The sequence below is a fragment of the Martinezella sp. CNPSo 3795 genome, assembly GCF_057784475.1.
On the sequence record NZ_JBXSOQ010000008.1, the window covers coordinates 132,171 to 157,730 of the forward strand.

24 protein-coding genes are annotated in these 25,560 nt (G+C 59.8%); 15 read left to right on the forward strand and 9 right to left on the reverse strand.

Translation table 11 applies throughout. The features are described 5' to 3' along the window. Nucleotides 1–19 precede the first annotated feature (19 nt). Nucleotides 20–1,069: a tetraacyldisaccharide 4'-kinase gene (gene lpxK / locus AC13QY_RS21645; protein ID WP_113390231.1), complete on the forward strand. Its 1,050-nt coding sequence runs from the start codon at nucleotides 20–22 to the stop codon at nucleotides 1,067–1,069. A gap of 29 nt (nucleotides 1,070–1,098) precedes the next feature. Here lpxK and AC13QY_RS21650 read toward each other — a convergent pair whose 3' ends face one another. After that, nucleotides 1,099–1,329 (reverse strand): DUF2093 domain-containing protein, encoded by a 231-nt coding sequence (locus AC13QY_RS21650; RefSeq protein ID WP_069612411.1) that lies wholly within the window; start codon nucleotides 1,327–1,329, stop codon nucleotides 1,099–1,101. Between the two features lie 162 nt (nucleotides 1,330–1,491). Next, nucleotides 1,492–3,324: a DNA mismatch repair endonuclease MutL gene (mutL, locus tag AC13QY_RS21655; protein WP_113390230.1), complete on the reverse strand. Its 1,833-nt coding sequence runs from the start codon at nucleotides 3,322–3,324 to the stop codon at nucleotides 1,492–1,494. A gap of 344 nt (nucleotides 3,325–3,668) precedes the next feature. Here mutL and AC13QY_RS21660 point away from each other — a divergent pair, with 344 nt between their 5' ends. Both AC13QY_RS21660 and AC13QY_RS21665 read left to right on the forward strand, forming a co-directional pair. Beyond that, complete coding sequence (locus AC13QY_RS21660; RefSeq protein ID WP_113353850.1) at nucleotides 3,669–5,402, forward strand: response regulator; 1,734 nt, start codon at nucleotides 3,669–3,671, stop codon at nucleotides 5,400–5,402. 127 nt (nucleotides 5,403–5,529) lie between these two features. Next, entirely contained in the window at nucleotides 5,530–6,885 is a 1,356-nt protein-coding gene (locus tag AC13QY_RS21665) for a putative bifunctional diguanylate cyclase/phosphodiesterase (RefSeq protein ID WP_113330967.1), read from the forward strand. Between the two features lie 87 nt (nucleotides 6,886–6,972). Here the strand turns inward: AC13QY_RS21665 and AC13QY_RS21670 are convergent, their stop codons facing one another. The 5 genes from AC13QY_RS21670 to AC13QY_RS21690 form a co-directional block, all read right to left on the reverse strand. Beyond that, nucleotides 6,973–7,608 (reverse strand): PRC-barrel domain-containing protein, encoded by a 636-nt coding sequence (locus tag AC13QY_RS21670; protein ID WP_113330968.1) that lies wholly within the window; start codon nucleotides 7,606–7,608, stop codon nucleotides 6,973–6,975. A 351-nt stretch (nucleotides 7,609–7,959) separates the two neighbouring features. After that, on the reverse strand, nucleotides 7,960–8,847 hold the full coding sequence (locus AC13QY_RS21675) for an SMP-30/gluconolactonase/LRE family protein (RefSeq protein WP_113353851.1): 888 nt from the start codon (nucleotides 8,845–8,847) through the stop codon (nucleotides 7,960–7,962). A gap of 3 nt (nucleotides 8,848–8,850) precedes the next feature. After that, on the reverse strand, nucleotides 8,851–9,486 hold the full coding sequence (locus tag AC13QY_RS21680) for a 2-dehydro-3-deoxy-6-phosphogalactonate aldolase (RefSeq protein ID WP_113353852.1): 636 nt from the start codon (nucleotides 9,484–9,486) through the stop codon (nucleotides 8,851–8,853). Next, nucleotides 9,486–10,418 carry a 2-dehydro-3-deoxygalactonokinase gene (locus AC13QY_RS21685; protein ID WP_113353853.1) on the reverse strand — a complete coding sequence of 311 codons (933 nt, stop codon included), beginning with the start codon at nucleotides 10,416–10,418 and terminating at the stop codon, nucleotides 9,486–9,488. Before AC13QY_RS21685 ends, AC13QY_RS21680 begins: the two co-directional genes overlap by 1 nt. Nucleotides 10,419–10,455: 37 nt before the next feature. Beyond that, nucleotides 10,456–11,226 carry an SDR family NAD(P)-dependent oxidoreductase gene (locus AC13QY_RS21690; protein WP_113353854.1) on the reverse strand — a complete coding sequence of 257 codons (771 nt, stop codon included), beginning with the start codon at nucleotides 11,224–11,226 and terminating at the stop codon, nucleotides 10,456–10,458. Between the two features lie 119 nt (nucleotides 11,227–11,345). Here AC13QY_RS21690 and AC13QY_RS21695 point away from each other — a divergent pair, with 119 nt between their 5' ends. The 12 genes from AC13QY_RS21695 (at nucleotide 11,346) to AC13QY_RS21750 (ending at nucleotide 23,497) form a co-directional block, all read left to right on the forward strand. Further along, nucleotides 11,346–12,161: an IclR family transcriptional regulator gene (locus tag AC13QY_RS21695; protein ID WP_113330973.1), complete on the forward strand. Its 816-nt coding sequence runs from the start codon at nucleotides 11,346–11,348 to the stop codon at nucleotides 12,159–12,161. A 321-nt stretch (nucleotides 12,162–12,482) separates the two neighbouring features. Then, nucleotides 12,483–13,223, forward strand: a complete 741-nt coding sequence (locus AC13QY_RS21700; protein WP_442966469.1) for a helix-turn-helix transcriptional regulator — start codon at nucleotides 12,483–12,485, stop codon at nucleotides 13,221–13,223. A gap of 622 nt (nucleotides 13,224–13,845) precedes the next feature. After that, complete coding sequence (apbC, locus tag AC13QY_RS21705; RefSeq protein WP_113353855.1) at nucleotides 13,846–15,006, forward strand: iron-sulfur cluster carrier protein ApbC; 1,161 nt, start codon at nucleotides 13,846–13,848, stop codon at nucleotides 15,004–15,006. A 414-nt stretch (nucleotides 15,007–15,420) separates the two neighbouring features. Continuing rightward, a complete protein-coding gene (locus tag AC13QY_RS21710) occupies nucleotides 15,421–16,398 on the forward strand; it encodes a magnesium transporter CorA family protein (RefSeq protein ID WP_113330975.1) in 978 nt (325 codons plus the stop codon). Nucleotides 16,399–16,451: 53 nt separating this feature from the next. Further along, the gene (locus tag AC13QY_RS21715) at nucleotides 16,452–18,317 is read left to right on the forward strand and encodes a potassium transporter Kup (RefSeq protein WP_371864861.1); all 1,866 of its coding nucleotides are present in this window, start codon (nucleotides 16,452–16,454) and stop codon (nucleotides 18,315–18,317) included. A 169-nt stretch (nucleotides 18,318–18,486) separates the two neighbouring features. After that, a complete protein-coding gene (locus AC13QY_RS21720; protein ID WP_113353856.1) occupies nucleotides 18,487–19,665 on the forward strand; it encodes a cell wall hydrolase in 1,179 nt (392 codons plus the stop codon). 313 nt (nucleotides 19,666–19,978) lie between these two features. Further along, complete coding sequence (locus tag AC13QY_RS21725) at nucleotides 19,979–20,323, forward strand: AtpZ/AtpI family protein (protein ID WP_113353857.1); 345 nt, start codon at nucleotides 19,979–19,981, stop codon at nucleotides 20,321–20,323. 78 nt (nucleotides 20,324–20,401) lie between these two features. Continuing rightward, the gene (locus AC13QY_RS21730; RefSeq protein ID WP_092709533.1) at nucleotides 20,402–21,154 is read left to right on the forward strand and encodes a F0F1 ATP synthase subunit A; all 753 of its coding nucleotides are present in this window, start codon (nucleotides 20,402–20,404) and stop codon (nucleotides 21,152–21,154) included. Nucleotides 21,155–21,220: 66 nt separating this feature from the next. Next, the gene (locus AC13QY_RS21735) at nucleotides 21,221–21,448 is read left to right on the forward strand and encodes a F0F1 ATP synthase subunit C (RefSeq protein ID WP_015338972.1); all 228 of its coding nucleotides are present in this window, start codon (nucleotides 21,221–21,223) and stop codon (nucleotides 21,446–21,448) included. Between the two features lie 78 nt (nucleotides 21,449–21,526). After that, nucleotides 21,527–22,120: a F0F1 ATP synthase subunit B gene (locus AC13QY_RS21740; RefSeq protein WP_069612428.1), complete on the forward strand. Its 594-nt coding sequence runs from the start codon at nucleotides 21,527–21,529 to the stop codon at nucleotides 22,118–22,120. Between the two features lie 3 nt (nucleotides 22,121–22,123). Continuing rightward, nucleotides 22,124–22,615: a F0F1 ATP synthase subunit B gene (locus AC13QY_RS21745; protein WP_069612429.1), complete on the forward strand. Its 492-nt coding sequence runs from the start codon at nucleotides 22,124–22,126 to the stop codon at nucleotides 22,613–22,615. Between the two features lie 117 nt (nucleotides 22,616–22,732). Further along, nucleotides 22,733–23,497, forward strand: coding sequence for a phosphotransferase (locus tag AC13QY_RS21750; RefSeq protein WP_113353858.1), 765 nt, complete (start codon nucleotides 22,733–22,735; stop codon nucleotides 23,495–23,497). A gap of 4 nt (nucleotides 23,498–23,501) precedes the next feature. Here AC13QY_RS21750 and rnhB read toward each other — a convergent pair whose 3' ends face one another. Together rnhB and AC13QY_RS21760 are read right to left on the reverse strand one after the other, a co-directional pair. Next, nucleotides 23,502–24,161 carry a ribonuclease HII gene (gene rnhB / locus AC13QY_RS21755; protein ID WP_113330980.1) on the reverse strand — a complete coding sequence of 220 codons (660 nt, stop codon included), beginning with the start codon at nucleotides 24,159–24,161 and terminating at the stop codon, nucleotides 23,502–23,504. Between the two features lie 105 nt (nucleotides 24,162–24,266). Further along, nucleotides 24,267–25,424: a PA0069 family radical SAM protein gene (locus AC13QY_RS21760; RefSeq protein WP_113330981.1), complete on the reverse strand. Its 1,158-nt coding sequence runs from the start codon at nucleotides 25,422–25,424 to the stop codon at nucleotides 24,267–24,269. Nucleotides 25,425–25,560: the final 136 nt, after the last annotated feature.

Genomic DNA, 25,560 nt, shown 5'->3' on the forward strand with positions numbered 1-25,560 from the left:
ATAGGGCTGGATTAGACGCATGGTATCGGAAGCCCCACCTTTCTGGTGGCGAAAGCCGGATTGGCGTGCCTGGGGGCTCTTACCCTTTTCGTTCCTGTATGGCCGTATCGCCGGGCATCGCATGGTGAATGGCAAACGGGCTTCCGTGCCGGTGCCTGTTATCTGCGTCGGTAATTTCACGGTTGGCGGCGCCGGCAAGACGCCGACGGCGCTTGCACTTGCCCAGGCGGTGAAGGCGAAGGGGCTGAAGCCTGGTTTCCTGAGCCGCGGTTATGGCGGCTCGCTCGATGTCACCACGATCGTTGATCCCTCGCACCATCATGCCACGGCTGTTGGCGACGAGCCGCTGCTGCTTGCCCGCGAGGCGCTGACGGTCATTGCCCGTCGTCGGGCCGATGGCGCGGAAAGGCTGGTGCGCGAGGGCGCCGACATCATCATCATGGATGACGGTTTCCAGAGCGCGCAGCTCGCCATCGACTATGCCCTTGTGGTGATCGATGCCGGCAGAGGTATCGGCAACGGGCACCTCGTTCCAGGCGGTCCTGTGCGCGCGCCGCTGCGCACGCAACTCCTCTTTGCATCCGGCCTGCTGAAAGTCGGCGAGGGTACTGCCGCCGATCGCGTCGTTCGCCTTGCGGCAAGGGCGGGGAAGCCCTTCTTTTCCGCAAGCGTCAGGGTGCGCGGGCAGGAGGATATGCGCGGCCGCAAGGTACTTGCCTTCGCCGGCATCGCCGATCCCGCCAAGTTCTTCCGCACAGTGGAGACGCTAGGGGCTGAGATCGCCGTCCGGCGCAGCTTCGGAGATCACGAACATCCTGGCGAAGACGACGTCTCCGACATGCTCGACATCGCCTCGCGCGAAGGGCTCGAGATCGTCACAACCTCGAAAGATTATGTCCGCCTCATTGGCCATCATGGCCGCACCGAGGAATTGCTGCAGCGCTGCAGGGTGGTCGAGATCGACATGGTCTTTGCCGATCCGCAAGCGCCGGCGCTGATCATCGACAGGGCTATTGCCGCCGCGCGCGAGCGACGCTTGAAGGAAAAGCGCGGCAGCAAGGCGGCTTAAAACAGGTCTGACTATTCAGCGGCGAAAAGTCAGCGCTTTTGATTGGGAAGGGCGCCAGCGCGCTTTTCGGCCTCGAGCGAGGTGATGACATCGGCATAGGGTTCCTGCCGGGCAACGCTCCAGTAGCGCAGCTCATCGAGAGCGATATGTTTGCCAGTCATGGCGCAGACGACATAGGAGCCCGGCATCAGGATCTGGAAATCGCCGTCGAGATAGCGAACTTTCGCCTCGCGGTTTCCATGTCCTTCGAAAAGATTCATCTGATGCCGTCCTTGATCTCTGTCATCTATTTGCCATACCGCACTACAGCGCCGCACGTCAAATATGACGCGCAAAGGTCGCTGTGACACTTTAAAATTACGCAGCAGACGCGACTTTTCCAGACTATTTCCCGGAAAAGTTCCTTTTGGAAATGGCTGAGGTTAGCTGCGCCCGAACAGTCGTTCGATGTCTGTAAGCTTCAACTCTATATAGGTCGGCCTGCCGTGATTGCACTGCCCGGAGCCTGGCGTTGCCTCCATCTGGCGCAAAAGCGCATTCATCTCTTCCGGGCGCAGGCGCCGGCCGGATCGCACCGAACCGTGGCAGGCCATGGTCGCGGCCACGTATTCCAGCTTGGCGGCAAGGCCAGAGGCTGTATCCCATTCGGCGATCTCGTCGGCCAGCTGTCGGATCAGGCCCTGCGCATCGACTTCGCCGAGCATCGCCGGCGTCTCCCGTACGGCGACTGCGCCGGGGCCGAAGCGTTCGATCGCGAGCCCGAGTTCGCCGAGTTCTTCAGCAAATACCATCAACCGGTCGCAATCTTCTTCGGGCAGGTCGACGATTTCCGGAATCAGCAGTACCTGCGAGGACAGCCGCTTCGAATGCAGCGCCTTACGCATGGCCTCGAACACCAGCCGCTCATGCGCCGCATGCTGATCGACTATGACAAGGCCGTTTTCCGTCTGGGCGACGATATAATTTTCATGCAGCTGAGCCCGGGCAGCACCCAGCGGAAAGCGAGCGGGTTCCTCGGCACGTGCTGATTGCAGCGGCGGGGCGACTTCGGCACGTGCGGTCGGCATGGCAAGGCCGTCGAAGGCAGCCTGCGGTCTTTCGGCAAATCCGTAGCCTGCCGCTGCCGCCGCTCTTTCGTAGGGACGGGATGGCGACGTTTCGGCCGTCCAAGGGGTCGGCGCTGGCGAGGGTCGCCAACCCTGCTGAAAGGCGGATCGTCCGGCGGTGAAGGCGCGCAACATGCCGTCTGCGCCGGTGGTAGCCGCGCGGTCGCCCTCGCGCGCCAGCGCTTCGCGCACGGCGCCGACGATCAGGCCGCGCACCAGCCCTGGATCGCGGAAGCGCACGTCGGATTTCGCCGGATGTACGTTGACGTCGACCAGCGCCGGATCGAGCCGCAGGGAAAGGACCGCGACAGGATAACGTCCGGCGGGGATGGTTTCGGCATAGGCGCCGCGGATCGCCGAGAGGATCAGCTTGTCCTGCACCGGCCGGCCATTGACGAAAGCATATTGATGCGCGGAGTTGCCGCGGTTGAAGGTCGGCACGCCGGCAAAACCGGTAAGGCTCACATCCTCACGCACGGCATCGAGCGCGATAGCATTGTCCTTGAAATCGGCACCCAGTATCTGTGCCATGCGGGCGAGATGATCATCGCCCGTCGCGGGAAATTCCAGCGTCGAGCGGTCGGTGCCCGACAGAACGAAGCGCACGCGCGGAAAGGCAATTGCCATGCGCTTGACGACTTCGGTGATCGCGGCCGCCTCCGCCTTTTCGGTCTTCAGGAATTTCAGGCGCGCCGGCGTCGCAAAAAACAGGTCGCGTACCTCGACGATCGTGCCCGGATTGGCGGCCACCGGGCGCAGATGCAGAACCTTGCCGCCTGCAACCGCGATCTCGGCGCCGCCGGCCGCACCCACTCTGCGGCTTGCGATCGAAAGCTTCGCCACCGAGCCGATGGAGGGCAAGGCCTCGCCGCGAAAACCGAGGGTGCGAATGTCTTCCAGCGTATCGGAAATCTTCGAGGTGCAGTGGCGCCGTACCGCGAGTTCGAGGTCGGTTTCCTCCATGCCCGAGCCGTTATCGGTCACCCTTAGCAGAGCCTTGCCGCCGCCAGCGGTCGCGATCTCGATGCGGGTTGCACCGGCATCGAGCGCGTTTTCGATCAGTTCCTTGGCGGCGCTCGCCGGGCGTTCGATGACTTCGCCGGCGGCGATCTGATTGATCAGGGTCTCGGAAAGTTGCTTGATGGCCATGGCTGCATTCTCGTGGATTCGCGGCGGCGAGGGAAGAGGAAAGGCGATTTTACGGCCTTGATCCACCCGTTTACATGGGGACTTTGTTAAGAAATTTAATCAATGTTTAAGGGAATGATGACAGGTTGCGGAGACAGAACTTGAAATGACCGCAGGTGGCGCGTTTCGTGCATGCTGACGGCTCTCGATGGCAGGTTGGTGGCCATCAGTCAAAATGGAGCCAGGTGCCATCTGCTTCAAGTGCCAAGGCCAGCATGCAACTCCCATGAACTTGCCTTGCAGAGCGAATGCCGCCCTGTCGATTTGCCGTGTTGTGAAACTGGTTGAGCGTAGGAATCCGACGAATGACTGCCGAGACTGAAAAGGCAGCTTTGGCAATGATGACGGCTGATGCCCCTTTCGGCGGCAGTCTGCAGACGATGTTCTTCGATGCCTTTTGCGATGGTCTTTCCAGCGCCTTTTTCGCCTACGACAAGAACGACCTCTTGCTGTTTGCCAGCCGTCAGGTTCTGAACTTCTTCCCAATCACGCCTGATTTCCTGCAACCTTCCACGCGGCTGCGCGATTTTCTAGGCGCCGTCTTCGATACTGGAGTAGCCTATCAGCGGCATCAGACCAAAACAGCTGCGAGCCGCGACGATTGGATATCGCAGCGCATAGCCACCCATTGGCGTGAACGCTACGAGACCACCGAGCATTTTGCCGACGACCGCTGGGTGCGCATCCTCAACCGACGACTATCCTCGGGCATCGGCTTCTGCATCATTTCCGATGTTTCCGAAGCCAGGAAACGCGAAGATCAATGGCGCGTCGACATGGAGCGCGTGCAGCTGACCGAGGATATTCTCGACAACTTGCCCTTTCCGGTTTTCGTCAAGGACCAGAATCTCGTCTACGTCGCAGTCAACCGGGCGTTCTGCGACAAGTACCAGACGGCGGCTGACGAAGTGCGCGGTCGCAAGAGCATCGATATCTTTTCCACCGACCTTGCCAATCGCTTCTATGAGAGCGATCGGCATGTGATCGAGACCGGTGAAATGTCGATCTCGCGGCAGCGTCAGATCGCCCGCGACGGTGTCGAGCGCGACATCGTCACCCGCAAGCAGCGCATCGGCAAGCCGGGCCGCTATTTCCTGGTCTGCACCATGCAGGACCTGCCCAAGGATGGCGGCGACTTCGACGAGTTCGCGCTCGCGTCGAGCATTCGGGAAAACGGCGATCGCTCCTATCGCCGCGCCTATGTTCCGATGGTCGCGCTACAGACCATTTCGCGCCGTCCGGCGGCGATGGAGACCTTCGTTCCGGAGAATTTCAGCGGCCGCAAGGTGCTCGTCGTGACGCCGGATTTCGCTGCCGAAACGGCGGCTCTGAAGACGCTCGAGAAATACGGCTTCGAAGCCTGCGTCGTGCACAACGAGAATGAAGAGGCGGCATTTCTGGACGTGGCAAGCGCGCATGGCGTCAAGATCGATCTGGTCATCGTCGACAACCAGCTCGGCAAGCGCGGAATTGAGCTGGCCGAGCGGCAGAACCTAGCCGCGTTGTCGCTGAACGGATCGCAGCTGGCAACCGAGCTTGCCTTCCTGATCGCGCGCCATTTCAATCGCAACATCCGTGGCGAGCCTGGCGAGAGCATGGAGCCGGGGCTCGCGCCCGAATGGCGGCGTGCGACCGGCGAGGAGCGCCGGGCGCAGATTCTGGTCGCTGAAGACAATGATATCAACCAGATCGTCTTCTCGCAGATCCTCGAGGGCTTGGGATACAGCTATGTGATCGCCGCAAGTGGTGACGAGGCGGTGCGCCTGTGGCAGGAGCATCGTCCGGAACTGATCCTGATGGACATTTCGTTGCCGGGACTGAACGGCTTTGAATCCACCCGGCTGATCCGCGGCGCGGAAAAGGGTACCGGCTCCTATACGCCGATCATCGGTGTTCTGACGCAGGCTTTCGAGCGCGACCGCAAGGAGTGCGCCGATGTCGGCATGGACGACGTCATCCTGAAACCGGTTAGTCCCGATATCATCGAAACGGTATTTCAGAAGCATATGCGCGGTGCCCTGAAGGCGCAAAATAGATAAATGTTACAATGATATCACCCCCGACGGCAACTTATCGCCGACGCCGAATGACTGTCATCTTGGCATCCTTTGTTAAGACTTCCTCGGCATGCTCTTCCCCCGGGTGGAGAAAAGGCCGGAACCAAATATGAAATCGACTGAGATGCTGCCGGGGCCAGTCAATCAGCAGCCGCAGGCAATCGCTTATACCGATCCGCTCACCGGGTTGGGCAATCGCCATCGCATGCGCGAGCGTGCGCGCGCGCTTTCGCTTGAGCGTGCCGGCGATCCTGCACCCTTTACGATCGGCATCGTCAATCTCGATGCCTTCAAGCCGATCAATGACCTGTTCGGCGTCGACGCGGGCGATGAGATCCTCTGCCAGGTTGCTCACCGTCTGAAGGCCTGCATACCCGACGGCGCACTGGTGACGCGTCACGACGGCGATGAATTCGCCTTTGTACTGCCGCTTGTCTTCGAACGCGTCGGCGCCGAGAAATTCGGGCAGATGATCCGCGAAGTGCTGTCAGCGCCCTATGATCTTGGCGATCGCAATGTCCGCCTTTCCGCATCCTTCGGCTTTGCCATTCATCCTTTCGCCGGAGAAGAATTCGACGATCTCCTGAAAAATGCGGATACGGCGCTCTATCGCTCCAAGCGTCGCGGCCGCGGCCAGATCACCGTCTATTCCAGAGAGATTGCGCAGGAGATGAAGCGTGCGACGCAGCTGGAGCAGGCGCTGCGCAACGCCATCATTTCCGACTCCATCGATGTGCATTTCCAGCCGATCGTCTCGCTTGCCAACAACATGGTTCTCGGTTTCGAGGCCCTGGCGCGTTGGAACGATCCGGATCTCGGCTTTGTCTCACCGGCTGTCTTCGTGCCGCTTGCCGAGGAACGAGGCTTTATCGATGCGCTATCCGAAACGCTGCTGCGAAAAGCGGCGGAGGCGGCGCTCTCGTGGCCGCGCGAACTGTTTCTGTCCTTCAATCTCTCCTCGGCGCAGCTGATGGATCCCGGCACCAGCAGCAGCATTCTCGCCATCCTGACACGCGCCGGTCTGGACCCGCACCGCCTCGAACTTGAAATCACGGAAACGGCCGTCATGAGCTCGGCCGATACCGCCCATCGCATCATCGCCGATCTTCGAGCGGTCGGCGTGCGCATCTCTCTCGATGATTTCGGCACCGGTCAGTCCAGCCTTGGACGCTTGCGCGAATTCATCTTCGATAAGGTCAAGATCGATCGGGCCTTCGTCTCGCGCATGAATTCGGACAGGGCCTCCGAGCACATCATCAAGGCTGTTCTTGCCATGTGCGAAGGGCTTGACCTGCGTGTGGTCGCGGAAGGTATCGAGGACCATGCTGAAGCGGCGAAGCTGAAGGCACTGGGCTGCGCCATGGGGCAGGGCTACTATTTTGGAAAGCCGGTCGATAGCGCTGCGACGCTTCGCTACCTGCAGACCCATTATTTCGATCTCAGCCACGAACGCGAAATTGCCTAATCCTAAAAAGCAGGGTGAAAGATGGTCAAAGAAAACGGCGGCCCATAAGGCCGCCGCTTCTGTATTTCGTCCAACCTTTGTCGATAGTTACTTGTTGGTGGTCGACGAAGTCGTGGTGTTGTCGGTGGCCGGCATTGTCGACGTACCGGACGATTGAGCCGCCTTTTCGGAAGCCTGCATCGACAGGGTCTTGAATTCTGGGGCAGCCTTCAGCGAGTCGGCCGTTTCGGTCGTCGTGAGCTTGACGGTGCCGTCCTGCGGATTCTGCGTGGCGTTGATCTTGTCGAACGGTACGGCGACGTTTTTCTGGCCGAGGCCAAGGAAACCGCCGACGCCGACGACCGCGGCGATAACACCGCCCTGCTTCTGCAGGATCAGGTCGTTGATGCTGCCAATGCTTTCATTCTGGCCGTTATAGACAGACTGACCCATATAGGTCCTGGCACTGATCTGATCGGCCGACTGCGTGGTCATATAGCCGCCGGCCTGTTCGGCGCCTGGCGACGGTGCGGGTGCCTGAGCCTTGGTTTGCGGCGTCGGGTTACTCGGCTTTGTGGCATCCGGTGTCGCCGGGGCGGATTGCGTCATTGGCGCATTGTTGCCGGTATTGCCGGCTCCCCCGTTCGACGGTTGTTGCGCTTGAGCGAACGCCATCGGCGAAAGTACCGAGGCCGTGGCGAAGATTGCGCCTGCAGCGACAGAAGTGAAGAGTTTCCCAGTCATCGTGAACCTACCTTTCATTCCGATGGGCATGCTTTATCGGGCGCGCATGCTGACCAGCGCGGTGAAACCTCCGTTTGCCGGCCTTCATCGTACCGGTCATAAGGGCAAATGGATTAGTGAGGTTTTGGTTCCGTCAAAAGTTGCAGAAGCCAACAGGCGGAAGTTGAAAACGGACGGAATATAGCATGAAAACAGCGGGTCGACGTTTTGAGAAACAACCTGGGGATTGGCCGAATTAGAGAATGGATCGATGCGGATCGCGGTTTTTTCGCAAGCCGGAAAAGCTGGATATCGCATCGATCATAGAAGTAATCTCCTCTTCCGCATCGAACGGCTGAGGAGGGATTTCAATCAAAGCTTGTATGGAGGGTCGAAAACGCCCTTCACCGTCAGGCCGAGTTCCAGAAGAGCACCCGCCTGCGGCTGCATGGAGCGCGCTTCCTCATCCAAGCCTTCCCAGGCGGTCGTCACGGCCAGCCGGTCCGCATTCTTGCCGATGAAGGCGGGGCAGGAGGGCTGCATGGCGGGCACGCGATAGCGCTCGATGCGCAGGCCGTCCGGGCTGTATTTGTCGACGAAGCCGGAACCCCAGCGCGCATTCCAGATATAGCCGTCCGCGTCGCAGACCGAACCATCAAGGCCGCCAGGATCTTCCATGCTGTCGACCATGACGATCGGCTCGCCGGTCGGGAGTCCCGTCTCGGGGTCGACGAGCACGCGCATCAGCTGACTGACGCGGGTATCGGTGAAATAGCCGATCGTGCCATCGGGAGAAAAGCAGATGGAATTCGGAATGCTGATCTGGTCGAAGATCTTCGTAACCTTGCCGCCGGCGACATGATAGATCGCGCCTGCCTGCATCTCGGCGCGCTTGCCCATGGTGCCGATCCAGAGCGATCCGGAAACATGCGTGCGCCCGTCATTGGAACGGTTTTCAGGCTTGTCTGCTTCAATGGCCGTATAGAAGCTCAATTCGCCGGTTGCGATATCGCGCAGGAACAGTCCCTGCTCGGTGGCGATCATCTGCCGCTCCGCATCGACGCGAGCCAGCACGCTTGCCATCATCGGCAGCTCGTGAACCTGTTTCTTTCCGGTCGGCAGGTGCAGTTCGTGCAGTTCCTTGCCGAGGATGTTGAACCACCATACGGTGTCTGTATCGGGGTCGTAGGTCGGGCCTTCTCCCAGGACGGAGGACGTGTTGCAGAGAATATTGCCCTGGAAATCATGAATATCGGTCATAGATCAGGCTCCTACGGCTGCATCATAGGCGTAAATGGTGACCTTGGCGCGTTCGGCAACCTCTGCAGCCGTCATTCCCGGCTTGTAAAGACTGGTGCCGAGGCCGAAGGCGAGCACGCCGGCCTTGGTGTAATCGGCGAAATTCTTGTCCGAAACGCCGCCGACCGCCGCAATGACGAGCTCGGGCGGCAAGACGGCGCGAATGGCTGTGATACCGGAGGCGCCGAGCACGCCGGCGGGGAAGAATTTGAGACCGGTGGCACCGGCGCGGGCGGCCGAAAGCGCTTCCGTGGCGGTGAAGACGCCGGGCATCGTCACCATGCCCTTGTCGCGGGCGCGGCTGATGACCGTGGGCTCGACATTCGGTGTCACCAAGAGCTTGCCGCCGGCGCCATCCAGCCGGTCGACGTCTTCCACCGTCAGCACCGTGCCTGCGCCGATCAGGCAATCCGCAGGCGCCATCTTGGCGGCGATCTCGATAGAGCGGAACGGTTCCGGCGAATTCAGCGGAATTTCGATTGCCGTGAAACCTGTCTCGATCAGCGTGCCGACGATATCGGCCGTCTCCTCCGGCTTGATGCCGCGAAGAATGGCAATGAGCGGGCGCTTCATGGGCGGGAAGGGAATGCGGGTCGTCATCAGCTTTTGCTTTCTTTCTTGAACCAGATCGCTTCGGCCGCAGCGGACAGTCCGCGACGGACGGCGGCATCGGCATCGATGGTCTTGTAATTGAGGGAAAGGGTGCGGAAGGCGTCTTCATAGAGAGCCTGGAGGCGGCCGGAAGCGACCAGCGTGATGGCCGCATTCTGCCCCGCCGAATCGAGCGCGCCGGCGATTTCCGCACCGATCAGGGTGCTCGAGATCAGTGCCTGGGCGCCGGCGGCCGTAAGCCCGTTCAGGAGCTGGCCGGAGCGGGCCGTGAACAGCAGGTTGGTGACGAGGGCCGGCTTGTCGAGGGCCGTCTTGAGGGCAGCCTCGAACGCCTTCGTGTCGGGCGGCATGTCCGCAGCGCCGGCAACGGCATGCGACAGGATGCTGTGCTTGGTAATGACGTCGAAAAGCTCGCCCGTCATGAAGGTGGAAAAACCTGTCACCTGGCCATCCAGCACGCGCACCCATTTCGAATGCGTTCCCGGCATGCACACGAGCTGTTCGCCCTTCGCATCGGCGGCAATCGCGCCGAGCAGCTGCGTTTCCTCGCCGCGCATGACATCGGGCATCTGCTGGCTGCGCTGTGCGAGACCCGGCAGGATGCGCACGTCGCGGGATTGTCCGGGCACGGAAACGGCGCCTGTCAGGATGGCGGCAAGTGAGGTCGGCGTGTCGATATATCCGGCTTCCACCCAGCCCTGGCGCGCTCCGGCCATGCCGCAGACGATGACGGGAAGGGCGTCCGGTGCGGATATGGCATCGAGATGCGATTGCAAGACCTTGGCAAAGCCGATCTGGGCCGCCGTGGTCATGCCTTCGCCGCTGCGGCGCTCTGCCAGTATGCTGCCGTCTTCGCCGATCAGCCACAGCCGGAAACTGCTGGTGCCCCAGTCCACCGCGACATATGCGGGTTTCGTCATGAGAAATGCTCCAAGTCTTACGTCAGAACTCTTGAGATTAGAAAATACCGCCGTCGACGGTGATAGCTTGTCCGGTCATGGCGCCGGAGCAGTCCGAAGCCAGGAAGAGCACCGGCCCGACCAGATCGTCGGCGCTCAGCACGCGCTTCAGGCATTGCCGGTCTATCGTCTTCGCCATGCCCTCTTCGGTCAGCCAGAGGTCGAGCTGTCGCTTGGTGACGATCATTCCCGGCAGGACGGCATTGACGCGGATGTTCTCGGGACCGAAGCGCCCGGCAAAGCTCTTGGTCAACCCGATGATACCGGACTTCGCGGTCGCGTAGGAGGACAGCAGCGGCGGGTTCATCTTGAAGACGATCGAGGAGAAATTGATGATGGCCCCGCCGCCGGCGGCGCGCATGCCGGGTGCAGCCGCCTGCGAGACGAAGAAGACCTGCTTCAGGTTGATTGCCTGATTGTTGTCCCAGTATTCTTCGGTCGTGGTGTCGATATCGTGCCGGTCGTCCCAGGCTGCATTGTTGACGAGGACACGGATCGCCCCGAGATCGGACTCAACCGCAGCAATCGCGCTTTTGATCGCGCCGATATCACGCAGGTCAGCGTGATAGAAGGAAACAGGATGGGCGGATTGCGTCGAAAGCTTGGCCGCCAGTGCCTTGCTCGCTTCTTCGATGATATCGATGAAGGCAACCTTTGCGCCCTGATTGGCAAAGGCCTCCACAAGGCTTGCGCCGATGCCGGAGCCGCCGCCGGTGATGAGGACGGTGCGATCTTTCAGATCGGGAAATTGCGCCTGAGTATCCACCAAATGTCTCCTCCCGGATCAATCGAAAGTTCCATTATTCGGAACATAATTTGACTATATGGAATTATCGATCTACCCTTGCGCGGTGTCAAGGATAGTGCGGCTCTGCCAGAGATAAATGAATGAACGTGGATCTGGGTTCAGAGGGTGGAAAAAATAAAGGGCATCGCGACCGGGAAACCGGAACGCTGGGAAAGCTCGTCTCCCTGCTCGATCTTGTCGCGCTCGCCGATGGCCCGATGCGCTTTACCGACATCCTTTCGCTCTCCGATCAGCCGCGCGGCACATTGCATCGCCAATTGTCGCACCTTGTCGAGGAAGGGCTGCTGGAGGTCGACCGCGATGGTCGTTATCTGATTGGATTGCGGCTCTTGACGCTTGCCTCGCGCAGCTGGGCGCGCAACGAGTTTCGCGCGGTTGCTGAGCCACATCTGCACCGCCTGCAGGAGGTGACCGGCGAAACCGTCCATCTTGGCGTCCTGCGTGGCACGGAGGTCATCTATCTCGACAAGGTCGAGGGTCGCCAATCCGTACGCATGTATTCGCAGGTCGGCAATGCATCTCCGGCCTATTGTACCGGTGTAGGCAAGGCGGCGCTTTCCGCGCTCGACGATGCCGAGCTGGATGCGAGAATCTCATGCCTCGAATATCGCCCTTATACCGAGCATACGCTTCGCAATGTCTCGGAGCTGCTTTTCGATGTTTCGGAAATCAGGAAGCGAGGCTATGCCTTCGATCTCGAGGAGCATGAAAGCGGCATTTGCTGCGTTGCCGCCCCGATCCGTTCCGACGATGGGCATATGCTGGCCGGCGTCTCGGTGACCGGCCCGGCCTATCGCGTCACACTGGAAAAGTTGAAGGCATGGGCGCCTTTGGTGGTTGCTGCTGCTGATTCGATCATGACGGACATGCGCAACCGCATGGGGCCTAAGCGCTGACTCCATAAATTTCGCGCAACGGCTGTCGGAAACTCGCGGATTTAATGCTGTCGGTGCCTGATCTTAGCGAAATTGCTCGTTTATCTTGAATTTTACTGTTGAGATATGCGGAAGAACTGCCATTATCCGCAAGTGATTATTGGAACCATACAGGATTTGGCGAGGTGTTGGGCGGACATAATAGTAACGGGCGTTGATGCAGTCGTGATTTTGGAAAACTTATATTTTGCCGAGCGGCTGAGACCGGCTGCCGTACGATAATCGTGAGGGACAAGAGACGGAAGTTTCGTATTTTCTTCCTCTTTTACATAAAGAAGACTGATGATGGCGGCATTGATACAGGCGGGCATGTCCCCTCGTGGCGAGGACTTTATCGAGGAAATCAGCAGGCTTAAGACGCAGTTCGATGTGTTCCGTTTCATGAAGGGCCTGACGGAGGCCTATCGTTGCCGGGCCTTCATGGTGCTCAATCTGCCGCCTATTACGTCCTCGGACCTGCAGAGCAATTCAGTCATCAACAATTGGCCGGCAGAGCTGCTGTCGATCTACGATCAGGAAAACCTGTTGTCGACCAGCCCCCCGCTGCAGCGTCTGCGCGGCTCCACGCTGCCCTTTCTTTATGAGGTGACAACAAGCCCCAATCGCGAGGAGAGCAAGTCGCAGCTCGTGGTGGCTCTGTTCGAACGTTTCCGCATGACGCGCTTCGTCTATTTCCCGACGCACGATGCCTCCGGTCTTCGCGGCGCGGTTTGTTTGGCTGGCGATCGCGAGCTCTTTTCGATGGAGGAGGTCAAGGACCTTTTCTATATAGCAGTTCACGTCTATGACCGGCTTGCGGAAATCCGCAATCTCGATGTTCGCGTCGTCGATGCCCTGACCGACCGGGAGATCGATTGCCTGAACTGGACAGCGGCCGGAAAGACCAGCGCCGAGATCGCCGAAATCCTGTCTCTGTCCGAACATACGGTCAATCACTACCTCAACCGCGCCACCAAGAAGCTTGACACCGTCAACCGCACTCAGGCCGTCGCCAAGGCTTTGCGCGTTGGATTGATCAAATAATGACGTTGTCGTCTCCACGTGATGATCGAGATTCGAGCAGCGTGTGAATGAATTTTGTGCGCTGCGAATAAAATATGACGAACCCTATGGCGATGATCGATCATGCCGATCCAGGCGGACAGCGACTAACAAATTGAAATACCGTTATTTCCCTGGTTTTCTGAAAACTGGCACGCTTCCTGCTTATAAAAAGACAGAGGTCCAGAGGGGACTTTGATAACAGCGCCGATGAAACGTGCGCGGATCAAACGACCGTCGCCGATGCCCCGTCGCCATAGCTTCTCCCGGCGAGGGGGTCGGCGGCGGTTGTTGCTTATTTAACACGCTTAGCAATTTCGGGCGCGCTTGTGGGACGATTTTCGCGCCTTTGCCCTATTCCTTTCAGACGAGTGTTCTATCTCGGCCCGCGATCATGTCTTCCCGAATTGGGAGCGCGTTGCGGCTGGTAAGGGTTCTTTATGGACCCGGCGGACCTGCCGGCCGCAACGAAGACGCATTTTATCGACGGCGTTCCGAATTTCGTTTGGCGAAGTCCCGCCTCTCTACTATCTAAGCCAGAATGATTTCGGAAAGCGTGCGCTCCCTGCGGCGCTGCCGAAAAGGATTCTGCAGTGAGGATGAAATGGCAGACATCACCAAGGAACAGGTGCTGGAAACGTTGAAGACGGTTCGCGGCCCGGACCTGGAGCACAACATCGTCGAACTCGGCATGGTGTCGGATGTCTTCATCTCCGATGGTAAGGTCTATTTCTCCATCACCGTACCCGCCGAGCGCGCCAAGGATCTGGAGCCGATGCGTCTTGCCGCCGAGCGTGTCGTCAAGGATATGCCCGGTGTCAAAGGCGCCCTGGTCGCGCTGACGGCCGACAAGAAGGCTGGCGCTCCGGCGCCCCGGGCCGCGCCTGCGCAAGCTGCCCCGCGAGGCCATTCCCATTCGCATCCTCATCAGCACGCGCCGCAACAGCCGCCCCGCGCCGCCAAGATCGGTGTTCCGGGCGTCAAGGCCATCATCGCGGTCGCCTCGGGCAAGGGCGGTGTCGGCAAATCGACGACGGCGGTCAATCTGGCGCTGGGGCTGCTTGCCAACGGCCTGAAGGTCGGCATCCTGGATGCCGATATCTACGGTCCTTCGATGCCGCGCCTCCTGAAGATTTCCGGACGGCCCACCCAGATCGATGGGCGCATCATCAATCCCATGGAGAACTACGGCCTCAAGGTCATGTCGATGGGCTTCCTCGTCGAAGAGGAAACGGCGATGATCTGGCGCGGGCCGATGGTGCAGTCCGCTCTGCTGCAGATGCTGCGCGAGGTCGCCTGGGGCGAGCTTGACGTGCTCGTGGTGGACATGCCGCCCGGCACCGGGGACGTGCAGCTCACCATGGCGCAGCAGGTGCCGCTTGCCGGTGCCGTTATCGTGTCTACGCCGCAGGATCTGGCCTTGATCGATGCGCGCAAGGGCCTGAACATGTTCCGCAAGGTCGAGGTTCCTGTCCTCGGCATTGTCGAGAACATGAGCTATTTCATCGCGCCGGATACCGGTGCGCGCTACGATATCTTTGGCCATGGTGGCGCCCGCAAGGAGGCAGAACGCATCGGCGTGCCTTTCCTGGGGGAGGTGCCTCTGACCATGGGCATCCGCGAAACTTCGGATGCCGGCACGCCGCTCGTCGCTGCCGAGCCAAATGGGGTGGTTGCGAATATTTATCGCGAGATCGCAGCCAATGTCTGGAAGCAAGTGGCAGGCGCACCGCAGCGCGCGGCGCCATCGATCGTATTTGAATAATTCACAAAGACATGTCTGCTTTCCGTATAGTGACGGATTGTCTTGTCGGCGTCCTGTGCTATGACTTCGCAAGTTTAGCCAAACTGCGGTGAAATCGCGCAATGAAGAGGTTGTGACTTGATTCTTTGCGAGCTTTGCTGCATATGCGCCGCCGGCGTGGAACTGGTCGGGCATTTCCGATGACCGCCCTCCGCCGCATGGTGGTTTTATTTCGTCCGAGCAGGCGGCTTCGCCAGGACGGGCGAAGGATTGGTACAGCAGCGCAATGGAACATGGACACGGATTCCCGGCCGGACCGGCGGGATACGACCGGGGTTTTATGAGCTTTTTTCATTGGCCATTGGTGGGATCGCGGCAAGAGCGCGCAAGGCGCCTTGATGGCGGCTTCCTCTCCGCTGCTGTGGGAGCAAGCAGTTGATAACTGCCTATTGCTCAGATTCCAAGCCGCTTCAGCTGCCCGATCTTTCGGCCGCCGACCGCTTGCCTGACAATGCCGTCTGGATCGATATGGTCGATCCCACGCGTGAGGAAGAGGCCAATATCGAGCGCCTGCTTGGGCTCGAGGTGCCCACGCGCGAGGACATGAAGGACATCGAGCCGTCGAGCCGCCTCTATGTCGAAAACGGCTCTGTCTTTCTCACGGCCTCGCTGCTGTGGAAGGCCGACACCAATCTGCCGATGCTCACCGATGTCGCCTTCATCCTGACGGGACATCGGCTGGTCACCATCCGCTATGCGCAGCCGAAGTCCTTCGCACTCTTCATCGCAGCGCTGCAGCGTATTCCGCAGGAGCGGCGCACGGGTGTCGCGCTTCTTGCCAAGCTTCTCGAAACCATCGTCGACCGTACCGCCGAGGTCCTTGAACAGACCGTGGCGGGTATCGATATATTGTCGGTGCACGTGTTCGGCGATCGCGTAAAGAAGATCCGCCGCCCGGCGAACTATCTGGAAGAAAAGCTCAAGGACATCGCAGGCTATCACCGTACGCTCAGCAAGGTGCGTGACAGTCTGAGTTCGCTGTCCCGGCTGCTGACCTTTCTTCATACCATCCCCGCCATGCAGCAGGACCACGAGGCCAGGGAACTGTGTCGCAACGTCTCGCGGGATGTGCAGTCACTGTCGGAGCATGCATCCTTCGTCGCTGGAAACATCACCTTCCTGCTGGATGCATCGCTTGGGCTGATCAATATCGAGCAGAATGCCATCATCAAGATCTTTTCGATCGCTTCGGTGGTATTTCTGCCGCCGACGCTCGTGGCGTCCGTCTACGGCATGAATTTCGAGCATATGCCCGAACTGCACTTTGCCTACGGTTACCCGACATCGTTGTTGCTGATGGTGGTTTCCGCCATCGTTCCGTTTTTCTTTTTTCGCTGGAAAGGCTGGCTCTGAGAGTCTAGTGATCCTGAATGTCTAACGAAACCCATCATTCTCCCGACGGGAAAATGAACGCTCGTAAGCTCGCATACCTCGCCCTCGGCTCGATCGGCGTTGTTTATGGCGACATTGGTACGAGCCCGCTTTATGCCTTTCGCGAAGCATTGAAGCCGGTGGCCGCCGATGGTCTGACGCGCGGCGAAGTCATCAGCGTCGTGTCGCTGATGTTCTGGACGCTGACCATCATCGTCACGATCAAATATGTCCTTTTTCTGCTGCGTGCGGACAACGACGGCGAAGGCGGCACCTTGTCGCTGCTGGCGCTGTTGATGAAGACGGCGAATGGCCACACGGCCATCCTGATGCTGCTGGGCCTTTTGGGTGCCGCGCTCTTCCTCGGTGATGCGATGATCACTCCGGCGCTTTCCGTTCTTTCCGCTGTCGAGGGTCTGAAGCTGGTGACCCCGCAATTGTCGGATTATATCGTCCCGATATCGGTGGCGATCCTGGCATTGCTTTTCGCGATCCAGTCGCATGGTACCGGTGCCGTCGCCCGTTTCTTCGGTCCGATCACGGCGCTTTGGTTCATCGTCATGGGTCTTGCCGGCATCATGCATATTTCCGATGATTACAGCATTCTGGCAGCGCTGAATCCCTGGTATGCGGTGAGCTTTCTGATGCGCGAGGGCTTCCTCGGCGTCGTCGTTCTCGGTGCTGTGTTCCTGACGGTGACGGGCGCGGAAGCGCTCTATGCCGACCTCGGCCATTTCGGCCGCCGCCCGATTCAGTGGGCCTGGTTCGTACTGGTGTTTCCGTCGCTGACCTTGAACTACTTCGGTCAGGGCGCGCTGGTGCTGCGCGAGCCCATGGCCATGTCGGACCCGTTCTTCCTGATGTATCCGCATTGGGCGATTCTGCCGGTGGTCATTCTCGCCACGATGGCGACGATCATTGCGAGCCAGGCCGTCATCACGGGTGCTTTCTCGCTCACGCGTCAGGCGATTCACCTCGGCTTCCTGCCGCGTATGGAAATCCTCTTTACCTCCGAGACCAATACCGGGCAGATCTTCCTGCCATCGGTCAATACGGTCCTGTTCTTCGGCGTCATCTTCCTCGTATTGGCCTTCAAGACCTCGGATGCGTTGGCAACGGCCTATGGTATTTCGGTGACTGGCGCGATGGTCGTCACCTCGATCATGGCATTTGAATTCGTCCGAGTCCGCTGGAACTGGACGCTGCCGATGGCGGTTGCCGTGCTCACACCGCTTTTGCTGCTGGAATTCGTCTTCCTCGGCGCCAACCTCCTGAAGATCCACGACGGCGGCTATGTTCCCGTCATGATCGCAACGGCCTTCACGGTGATCATGTGGACCTGGCGCCGCGGCACCTCGATCTTGATGGAAAAGACGCGGCACACCGATATCCCGCTGTCGTCCTTCGTCAGCTCCATCGAGCGCAAGAGCGATCATTCGCCCGCGCATGTGCCCGGTACGGCAATCTTCCTGACCAGCGATCCGGAATCTGCGCCCGCCGCGCTGCTGCACAATCTGAAGCACAATCACGTCCTGCACGACAAGAACGTCATCCTGACGATCCGCACCATCAACAAGCCGCGCGTCGCCCAGGAGGATCGCTATTCGGTCGAGAAGGTCTCGGAGCGCTTCTCGCGCGTCGAGCTGCGCTTCGGCTTCATGGAATCGCAGAATGTCTCGCAGGCGCTCGCAACCCTGCGCAAGACGGGCCTGAAGTTCGACATCATGTCGACCTCCTTCTATCTCGGCCGCCGCAAGCTGGTGCCGGATGCGAAATCCGGTATGCCGCACTGGCAGGACCGGCTCTATATCGCGCTCGCCAACGCCGCGACCGACCCCTCCGACTACTTCCGCCTGCCTGCCAACCGCGTTGTGGAACTGGGTTCGCACGTCATCATCTGACGCAGATATTCGTGCTGTTCGTTCAAAAGGCCTGGCGGATCTCCGCCAGGCCTTTTTTGTTTTCGGTTCACCACCTGCATAACCATAGATTCGTCCGAATTAACCATCCATCAAGGTTAATGGGAGATTATTCCGGCTCCTAGTTTCGAGTGCCGTTTGGAGTCCGGTGTTGTCTCGCTCGCGTTCCGTTAGCCGCAAGTCGCGGTTCCTGCCACAAAATTGGACCTCTCCAGCCGTCTTCGGGCTTTGCGCCTGGCTTATTTTTCCATCGACAGCAGCCTATGGCGACCTTGCCGGCCTGCTTGCCGGGATCGACAGGGAAGGGGCCAATTGGCGCATGGTGATGACGGACTCGCCGGCCGGCTCCACCCATCAGGCGGAACTGGCCTTCGGTGATGTCAAGGCTTCTGCCGCCATTGGAGATGGCGGTCTGGTGTTGCCGGACGGGCGCCGCGTCGCGTTCCAATCCGAAGCCAAGGGCAGCGATCCCCGGCCCGATGAAGACCGCATCAACCGGCAGGACAAGAAAGGCAGGGTGGTGGCCATCACGCCGATGCAGCCGCCGAAGGATTTTTCCGCAGGCTCGGTGCTGCAGCGCCAGAGCATGCTGCTTCGGCCGGAATCTGCGACTGGCGAGCGCACCGCCTTCCTGAAGCCGAAGCTCGGCGGCAAGGAAATCCAGATTGCCACCGCCTTCTACAAGAAAGAGCCGCCAAAGCCTGATGATAGCGTGCCGGCCTATATCGCCAATCTGGTCACCAATCAGAATGCCGATGTTCTGGCCGCGGCCTATGCCTCGCCGGCGCCGGACTATGCCCGTGTCTCGCCCTTCGATTCCATTCTCGCCAGGGATCAGGACGGTGAAGGCCGCTTCGTGCCGCAGATCGGCCCGAAGGATCATGCCTGGGCCGCCAATGTCCTGCCGCCATCGGTTTTCTCGCCCGACGAGCAGCAGTGCCTTGCCACTGGCATCTATTTCGAGGCGAGGGGCGAGTCCGTGAAAGGACAGGCGGCCGTTGCCCAGGTCATCCTCAATCGTGTCCGCAACCCGGCCTACCCGAAGACCATTTGCGGCGTCGTCTATCAGAACGAGGATTGGACCAACGCTTGCCAGTTTTCCTTCGCCTGCGACAACGTCAAGGAGCGCGTCAATTCTCCCGAACACTGGCGCATTGCCCGTCAGGTCGCCATGGCCGTGACCGCCGGCAAGATCTGGCTGCCGGAAGTCGGTTCCGCCACTCATTACCATGCTGTCTATGTCCGGCCGAAATGGGCTGCCGAAATGGTGAAGGTCGGCCGCATAGGCATGCACATCTTTTACAGGACCTATGGCGGCGGCTGGAGCTGATGCGCCCGGTTCCGGCAGATTGACACCGCGGGCGAGGTCGCTTCTCCTGGCAAAAAAGCCACAGGAAAGCGCGGGCTGAAGAGGATTCTTCGGCTCAGTTTTCGGTCAATATGGCTCTTTCGCTCTAAGATCATGATTTAATTGGGCTAATTTATGGCTGGACAGATGACGCCTACGCCTTGACTATGCTTTTTCCTAAAACTATGTTGCGCGCGACTTCAAAACGGGCCGAAAGGTGGCGAAACCTGCTGTTCGTTTACGCGTTGACCGGGGTACAGGGATTACGCGCAACGAAAATGGGGAGGATGCCACCATGACGGATGACCGCGACGAAGGTCTGGAACAGCGGCGGGCGCAGCTGGAAGCCGAATTGGCGACCAAGCGCGCTGCGGTGAGAGAGGATGAACGCGGGGAGGTTCGCGCCGAGGAAAGCCGTAAGGGCTACGCTCAGGCGATGAAGCTTTCCAGCGAGTTCATAGCCGCAATCATCGTTGGCGCCGTTCTGGGCTATGTCTTCGACCGTTTTGTCGGTACGACGCCGTGGGGCATGATTATCTTGCTGCTTCTCGGATTTTGTGCCGGCGTTTTGAATGTGCTGCGCTCTGCGGGCAAGGTGGCGACACCGGTGCCGGGCGAGGGTAGGCCTGATAAGAAATGAGCGGAGGCAACGCTGCGGCGCTGTTTCCAGATGAGAAGCATCCGCTCGGTGGAGCGGAAAAATGAAAGAGAACAAGCGGTGGCAAACGATCCTACCCATCAGTTCCTGATCTTCAAGATTATCCCGATCGATATCGGCGGAATTGATTTTTCGTTCACCAACGCCTCGCTGTTCATGGTTGCCTCCGCAGTTCTCTCCGCTGGCTTCCTTTATTTCGCCAGTGCGCCGCGCGGCGTCATCCCGACGCGCTCGCAGTCGGTGGCGGAAATGGCCTATGAGTTCATTGCCTCGATGTTGAAAGAGGGGGCGGGGACAAAGGGAATGAAGTTCTTCCCGCTGGTCTTCTCTCTCTTCATGTTCGTCCTGACGGCAAACCTGCTCGGCCTTGTTCCTTACTTCTACACCGTCACCAGCCAGATCATCGTGACACTGGCGCTTGCGCTGCTTGTCATCTTCACCGTTATCTTCTACGGCTTGATCAAGCATGGTTTCGGCTTCTTCAAGATCTTCGTCCCGCAGGGTGTTCCGGGTGTTCTTCTGCCGCTGGTAGTGGCGATTGAGATCATCTCCTTCCTGTCCCGTCCGGTTTCGCTCTCCGTTCGTCTTTTCGCCAACATGCTGGCCGGTCATATCACGCTTAAGGTGTTCGCGGGCTTCGTCGCCTCGCTCGGAGCACTCGGCGCGCTTGGTATCGGCGGGGCTGTTCTCCCTCTTATCATGACCGTCGCCCTCACCGGTCTCGAGTTCCTTGTCGCCTTCCTTCAGGCTTACGTCTTTGCGGTGCTGACTTGCATGTACCTCAACGACGCAATCCATCCGGGCGGCCACTAAGGATAAAGACATTGGCGTCTAACGGCGTCAGTCATTCACCGCACAACCATTTCAAAGGAGTTCAACATGGACGCGGAAGCAGCAAAGTTCATCGGCGCAGGTTTGGCTTGCTTTGGTATGGCCGGCACGGCTCTCGGCCTCGGCAATATCTTCGGCAGCTACCTGTCCGGCGCACTGCGCAACCCGTCGGCTGCTGACAGCCAGTTCGGCCGTCTGGTATTCGGCTTCGCCGTTACGGAAGCTCTGGGCATCTTCTCGCTGCTCGTCGCTCTCCTCCTGCTCTTCGCCGTCTGATATCAGCGGCGTCATAGATCACGGTTCGCGGGCAGCGAGCCGTGATTCTTTGTATTTGCAGACCACCTGGAGGTGAGCATGTTTGTGACCCCGGCATATGCTGAAGAAGCACCGCCGGCCGCCGGAGCGGTGCACACGGAAACGGGTGCGCCGAATGAAGGCCATCACGGCGGCGTATTCCCGCCGTTTGACCATACGACGTATCCGTCACAGCTGTTTTGGCTGGTGATCACCTTCGTCATCTTCTACGTGGCCATGCAGAAGATCGTTATTCCGCGCGTCGGCAGCATTCTGGAAAGCCGGCACGACCGGATCGCCCAGGATATCGAAGAGGCCTCGCGTCTGAAGGCTGAAGCCGATGCCGCCGTCGCGACCTATGAAAGCGAATTGGCCGCTGCGCGCGCCAAGGCGAATTCCATCGGCGCCACTGCCCGCGATGCCGCCAAGGCCAAGGCCGAAGAGGATCGCAAGGCGATCGAGGCAAGCCTGGCTGAGAAGCTCAAGGCCGCAGAAGGCCGCATTGCTGAAATCAAGGCGAAAGCCTTCGGTGATGTCGGTGCGATTGCCGAGGAGACGGCTAGCGCTGTCGTCGAGCAGCTGGTCGGCAATGTCGCCGGCAAGGCCGATGTCGCCTCTGCGGTTGCAGCCGCCGCCGCCAAGCAGGAGGGGTGATCCATGGAGTTCGCTTTAGACAACACCTTCTTCGCCTTTGTCAGCCTTCTCATCTTCCTCGGCCTGATCGTTTACCTGAAGGTTCCGGGCATGATGGCAAAGTCGCTGGACGACCGCGCAGATCAGATCCGCAACGAGCTGGCGGAAGCCAAGCGCCTGCGTGAAGAGGCCCAGCATCTGCTGGCCGAATATCAGCGCAAGCGCAAGGAAGCCGAGGCTGAGGCAGCACACATCGTTGCCGCAGCTGAGCGCGAAGCGGAAATGCTGACGACCGAGGCTCGCAAGAAGACCGAGGAATTCGTTGCCAACCGCACGGCTTTGTCCGAGCAGAAGATCAAGCAGGCTGAAGCCGATGCGATGAAGGCGGTCCGCTCCGCTGCTGTCGACCTCGCGATCGCCGCTGCTGAATCGGTGCTTGCCAAGAAGGCCGATGGGAACGTCCAGTCCGGTCTCTTCAGCGATGCCGTCAAGGAAGTGAAGACGCGGCTGAACTAAGCCCTGGGAATATCGAAATTCGAAAGAGCCCCGCTTCGGCGGGGTTTTTTATTTCCCTCCTGCTGGCTTGATCATTGCCGGAACCAACAGCAAAATCATGAGATTGAGGAGGGATGGATGCAGGCAGCGACAGGCGGCGAACCGTTTCGTCAAGGCGATCTCATCGTGAGACCGGCTGCGGCATGGACACCCGGCGTCCACGCCTTGCTGGCTGCGCTGCATCGGCACGGATTCGATGCAGCTCCGATTTCGGCTGGATATGACGAGGCCTGGGAGCGGGTAACCTATCTGCTCGGGGATACGGGCGATCTCGATGACTGCATTGATATGCGCGGCGAAATGGCGCTGCGGTCGGCTGCATCGCTGCTGCGTCGCTATCACGATTGTTCCCGCTTGTTCGCAAAGGACCTTGAGGCCGATCACACCTGGCAACTGCCGGCCCGCTCGCCTTGCGAGGTCATCTGCCATGGGGATTTTGCTCCCTACAATGTCGTCCTGAACGATGGCGAAGTGACCGGTATCATCGATTTCGAGGCTGCGCATCCCGGTTCGCGAATGTGGGATCTGGCCTATGCCGTCTATCGCTGGGCGCCGCTGTCCTCCAGCGTCGCCGTCGACGGAATGGACACACTTGCCGCCCAAGTTGGTCGCGCCCGCGTCTTTGTCGATGCCTATGGCCTGTCCATTGCCGAGCGTCCCTCATTGCCTGACGTCATCGTCGAGCGGCTCGAGGCTCTTTTGGCCTTCATGGAACGGGAAGCTGCCCGCGGCATCGAGAGATATCGTCGGAATCTCCACGAGGGACATGACCGCGTCTACAGAGAAGATGTTGCATATATCAGAAAGCGGTCGGCTGAAATCGCCGCGGGGCTGACGGGCTGAGTGCTTAGATGACCTCTTTGCGCAAGGGGCGAAAGCTCATGCGGTGCAGCGGGCAGGGACCATGCTCCTCGATACCTGCACGATGCTGCGCCGTGCCATAGCCGGCATGGGCCGCGAAACCATAGGCCGGAAAAACGACACCAGCACGCGCCATCATTCTGTCGCGTGTCACCTTGGCCACGATCGAAGCGGCAGCAATGGAGAAGGAGCGCGCATCACCTTTGACCACGGCTTTTCCTGGGCAGGCGAGCCCAACAGGCACGTCGAGCCCATCGGTCAACACATAGCTCGCCGGCACGGCAAGCCCGCAAATGGCACGGCGCATCGCATCGAGGCTTGCCTTGCGAATATCGGTCGTGTCGATACGGCCGGCACTCGACGAGGCGATGGACACGGTTGCCGTCGCCAGGATTTCGACGAACAGTTCCTCACGTCTAGCGGCTGTCAGCTGTTTGGAATCGTTTAGCCCGTTCGGGATACGCTCTGGATCGAGAATGACGGCGGCCGCCACGACCGGTCCGGCAAGTGGGCCTCGGCCTGCCTCATCGGCCCCGGCAACCGGCCAATGGCCGGCACGGCGCGCAATCAGTTCCAGCTCGAAAGTGGGGACGAGCGGAACATCCTCGAACAGCATTGGAGAATCGGGTGGTGCACGGCGTGACATGCGGCGAAGCTCGCACACCACCCGATCTCCTGCAAGCCCCCGGTGGATCATGGCGGCGAAGCCAGGGGCTTTTCCAGCGGGTACAGGGAAAACCCGCAGGGATCGTCAGAGCAGCGACAGCTGCACGCCGCTGCCATCCGGCGGCACGAACAGGTCGTCGCGTAGCGCAATATTGCGGCGTGTGAGCGCGAGCCGGCGGGTCGCCATCTCGAAACGGCGGCTGATCTGCCAGGCATAGGGTCCGGCACCCTTCATGCGCTTGCCGAATTCGGCATCGTAATCCTTGCCACCGCGCATCGAGCGGATCAGCGACATGACGTGACGATAGCGATCCGGATAATGCTGCAGCAGCCAGTCGCGGAAGAGCGGGCTTACTTCCAGCGGCAGCCGCAGGATGACATAGCTTGCCTCCAGCGCACCGGCCGCCTTGCCGGCGTCGAGGATACGCTCGATCTCATGGTCGTTGAGCGCTGGAATGATTGGTGCCACCATGATCGAGGTGCGGATCCCCGCCTCGCTCAAAGCCTGGATCGCCTCCAGCCGCCGCGGCGGCGTCGCGGCTCGCGGCTCCATGGTGCGCGCGAGCTTGCGGTCGAGTGTCGTCACCGACAGGCCTACGCGCACCAGGTTCTTGGCGGCCATCTCTTTCAGAATGTCGATATCGCGCATGATCAGCGCCGACTTGGTGACGATGGCAACCGGATGGTTCGCCCGGTTCAGCACTTCGAGAATCTGGCGCATGATCCGCCATTCCTTCTCGATCGGCTGATAGGGGTCGGTATTGGTGCCGATGGCAATCACCCGCGGCTTGTAGCCGGGCTTTGCCAGCTCACGCTCCAGAAGTTTGGCGGCATCCGGCTTGGCAAAGAGCTTCGATTCGAAATCCAGCCCCGCCGACAGTCCCATATAGGCATGCGTCGGCCGTGCGAAGCAATAGATGCAGCCGTGCTCGCAGCCGCGATAAGGATTGATTGATCGGTCGAAGGGAATATCGGGGGATTCGTTGCGGGTAATGGCCGTGCGCGGCTTCTCCACCTGCACTTCGGTTTTGAATGGCGGCAACTCTTCCCAGCTTTGCCAGCCGTCGTCGAAAGCTTCGCGCTGCTGCGGCTCGAACCGGCCGCTCGGGTTCAATCCGGCGCCGCGCCCACGCCGGCGCTCGACGTCGACCCTGAGACCGGCATCGGCGATCAAAGCATTGGCAACATCTGCCGTGTTGGCAGGCGCGAAAGCGGCCTGCCCTGCAAGGGACTGCTCGTTCATCGGTAGCTCCAGGGCGGCTCATGCCATCGCATGCCGCGTCTAAGATGATTAAATTCCTATCCGACAAATGAGAACATTGCAAGAACAAAAATCCGCGACCGTCATTTTCCATCTCATTCACGGGAGGTATTCGGCG

Bases quoted from the DNA above. Each gene is read 5' to 3' on its own strand.
- AC13QY_RS21680 (WP_113353852.1), bottom strand. From the start codon at position 9,486: ATGACGACCCGCATTCCCTTCCCGCCCATGAAGCGCCCGCTCATTGCC.
- AC13QY_RS21740 (WP_069612428.1), top strand. From the start codon at position 21,527: ATGTTTGTGACCCCGGCATATGCTGAAGAAGCACCGCCGGCCGCCGGA.
- AC13QY_RS21750 (WP_113353858.1), top strand. From the start codon at position 22,733: ATGCAGGCAGCGACAGGCGGCGAACCGTTTCGTCAAGGCGATCTCATC.
- AC13QY_RS21760 (WP_113330981.1), bottom strand. From the start codon at position 25,424: ATGAACGAGCAGTCCCTTGCAGGGCAGGCCGCTTTCGCGCCTGCCAAC.
- AC13QY_RS21670 (WP_113330968.1), bottom strand. From the start codon at position 7,608: ATGACTGGGAAACTCTTCACTTCTGTCGCTGCAGGCGCAATCTTCGCC.
- AC13QY_RS21660 (WP_113353850.1), top strand. From the start codon at position 3,669: ATGACTGCCGAGACTGAAAAGGCAGCTTTGGCAATGATGACGGCTGAT.
- lpxK (WP_113390231.1), top strand. From the start codon at position 20: ATGGTATCGGAAGCCCCACCTTTCTGGTGGCGAAAGCCGGATTGGCGT.
- AC13QY_RS21675 (WP_113353851.1), bottom strand. From the start codon at position 8,847: ATGACCGATATTCATGATTTCCAGGGCAATATTCTCTGCAACACGTCC.
- AC13QY_RS21745 (WP_069612429.1), top strand. From the start codon at position 22,124: ATGGAGTTCGCTTTAGACAACACCTTCTTCGCCTTTGTCAGCCTTCTC.
- apbC (WP_113353855.1), top strand. From the start codon at position 13,846: ATGGCAGACATCACCAAGGAACAGGTGCTGGAAACGTTGAAGACGGTT.
- rnhB (WP_113330980.1), bottom strand. From the start codon at position 24,161: ATGTCACGCCGTGCACCACCCGATTCTCCAATGCTGTTCGAGGATGTT.
- AC13QY_RS21715 (WP_371864861.1), top strand. From the start codon at position 16,452: ATGAACGCTCGTAAGCTCGCATACCTCGCCCTCGGCTCGATCGGCGTT.
- AC13QY_RS21650 (WP_069612411.1), bottom strand. From the start codon at position 1,329: ATGAATCTTTTCGAAGGACATGGAAACCGCGAGGCGAAAGTTCGCTAT.
- AC13QY_RS21695 (WP_113330973.1), top strand. From the start codon at position 11,346: ATGAACGTGGATCTGGGTTCAGAGGGTGGAAAAAATAAAGGGCATCGC.
- AC13QY_RS21665 (WP_113330967.1), top strand. From the start codon at position 5,530: ATGAAATCGACTGAGATGCTGCCGGGGCCAGTCAATCAGCAGCCGCAG.
- AC13QY_RS21725 (WP_113353857.1), top strand. From the start codon at position 19,979: ATGACGGATGACCGCGACGAAGGTCTGGAACAGCGGCGGGCGCAGCTG.
- AC13QY_RS21735 (WP_015338972.1), top strand. From the start codon at position 21,221: ATGGACGCGGAAGCAGCAAAGTTCATCGGCGCAGGTTTGGCTTGCTTT.
- AC13QY_RS21685 (WP_113353853.1), bottom strand. From the start codon at position 10,418: ATGACGAAACCCGCATATGTCGCGGTGGACTGGGGCACCAGCAGTTTC.
- mutL (WP_113390230.1), bottom strand. From the start codon at position 3,324: ATGGCCATCAAGCAACTTTCCGAGACCCTGATCAATCAGATCGCCGCC.
- AC13QY_RS21700 (WP_442966469.1), top strand. From the start codon at position 12,483: ATGATGGCGGCATTGATACAGGCGGGCATGTCCCCTCGTGGCGAGGAC.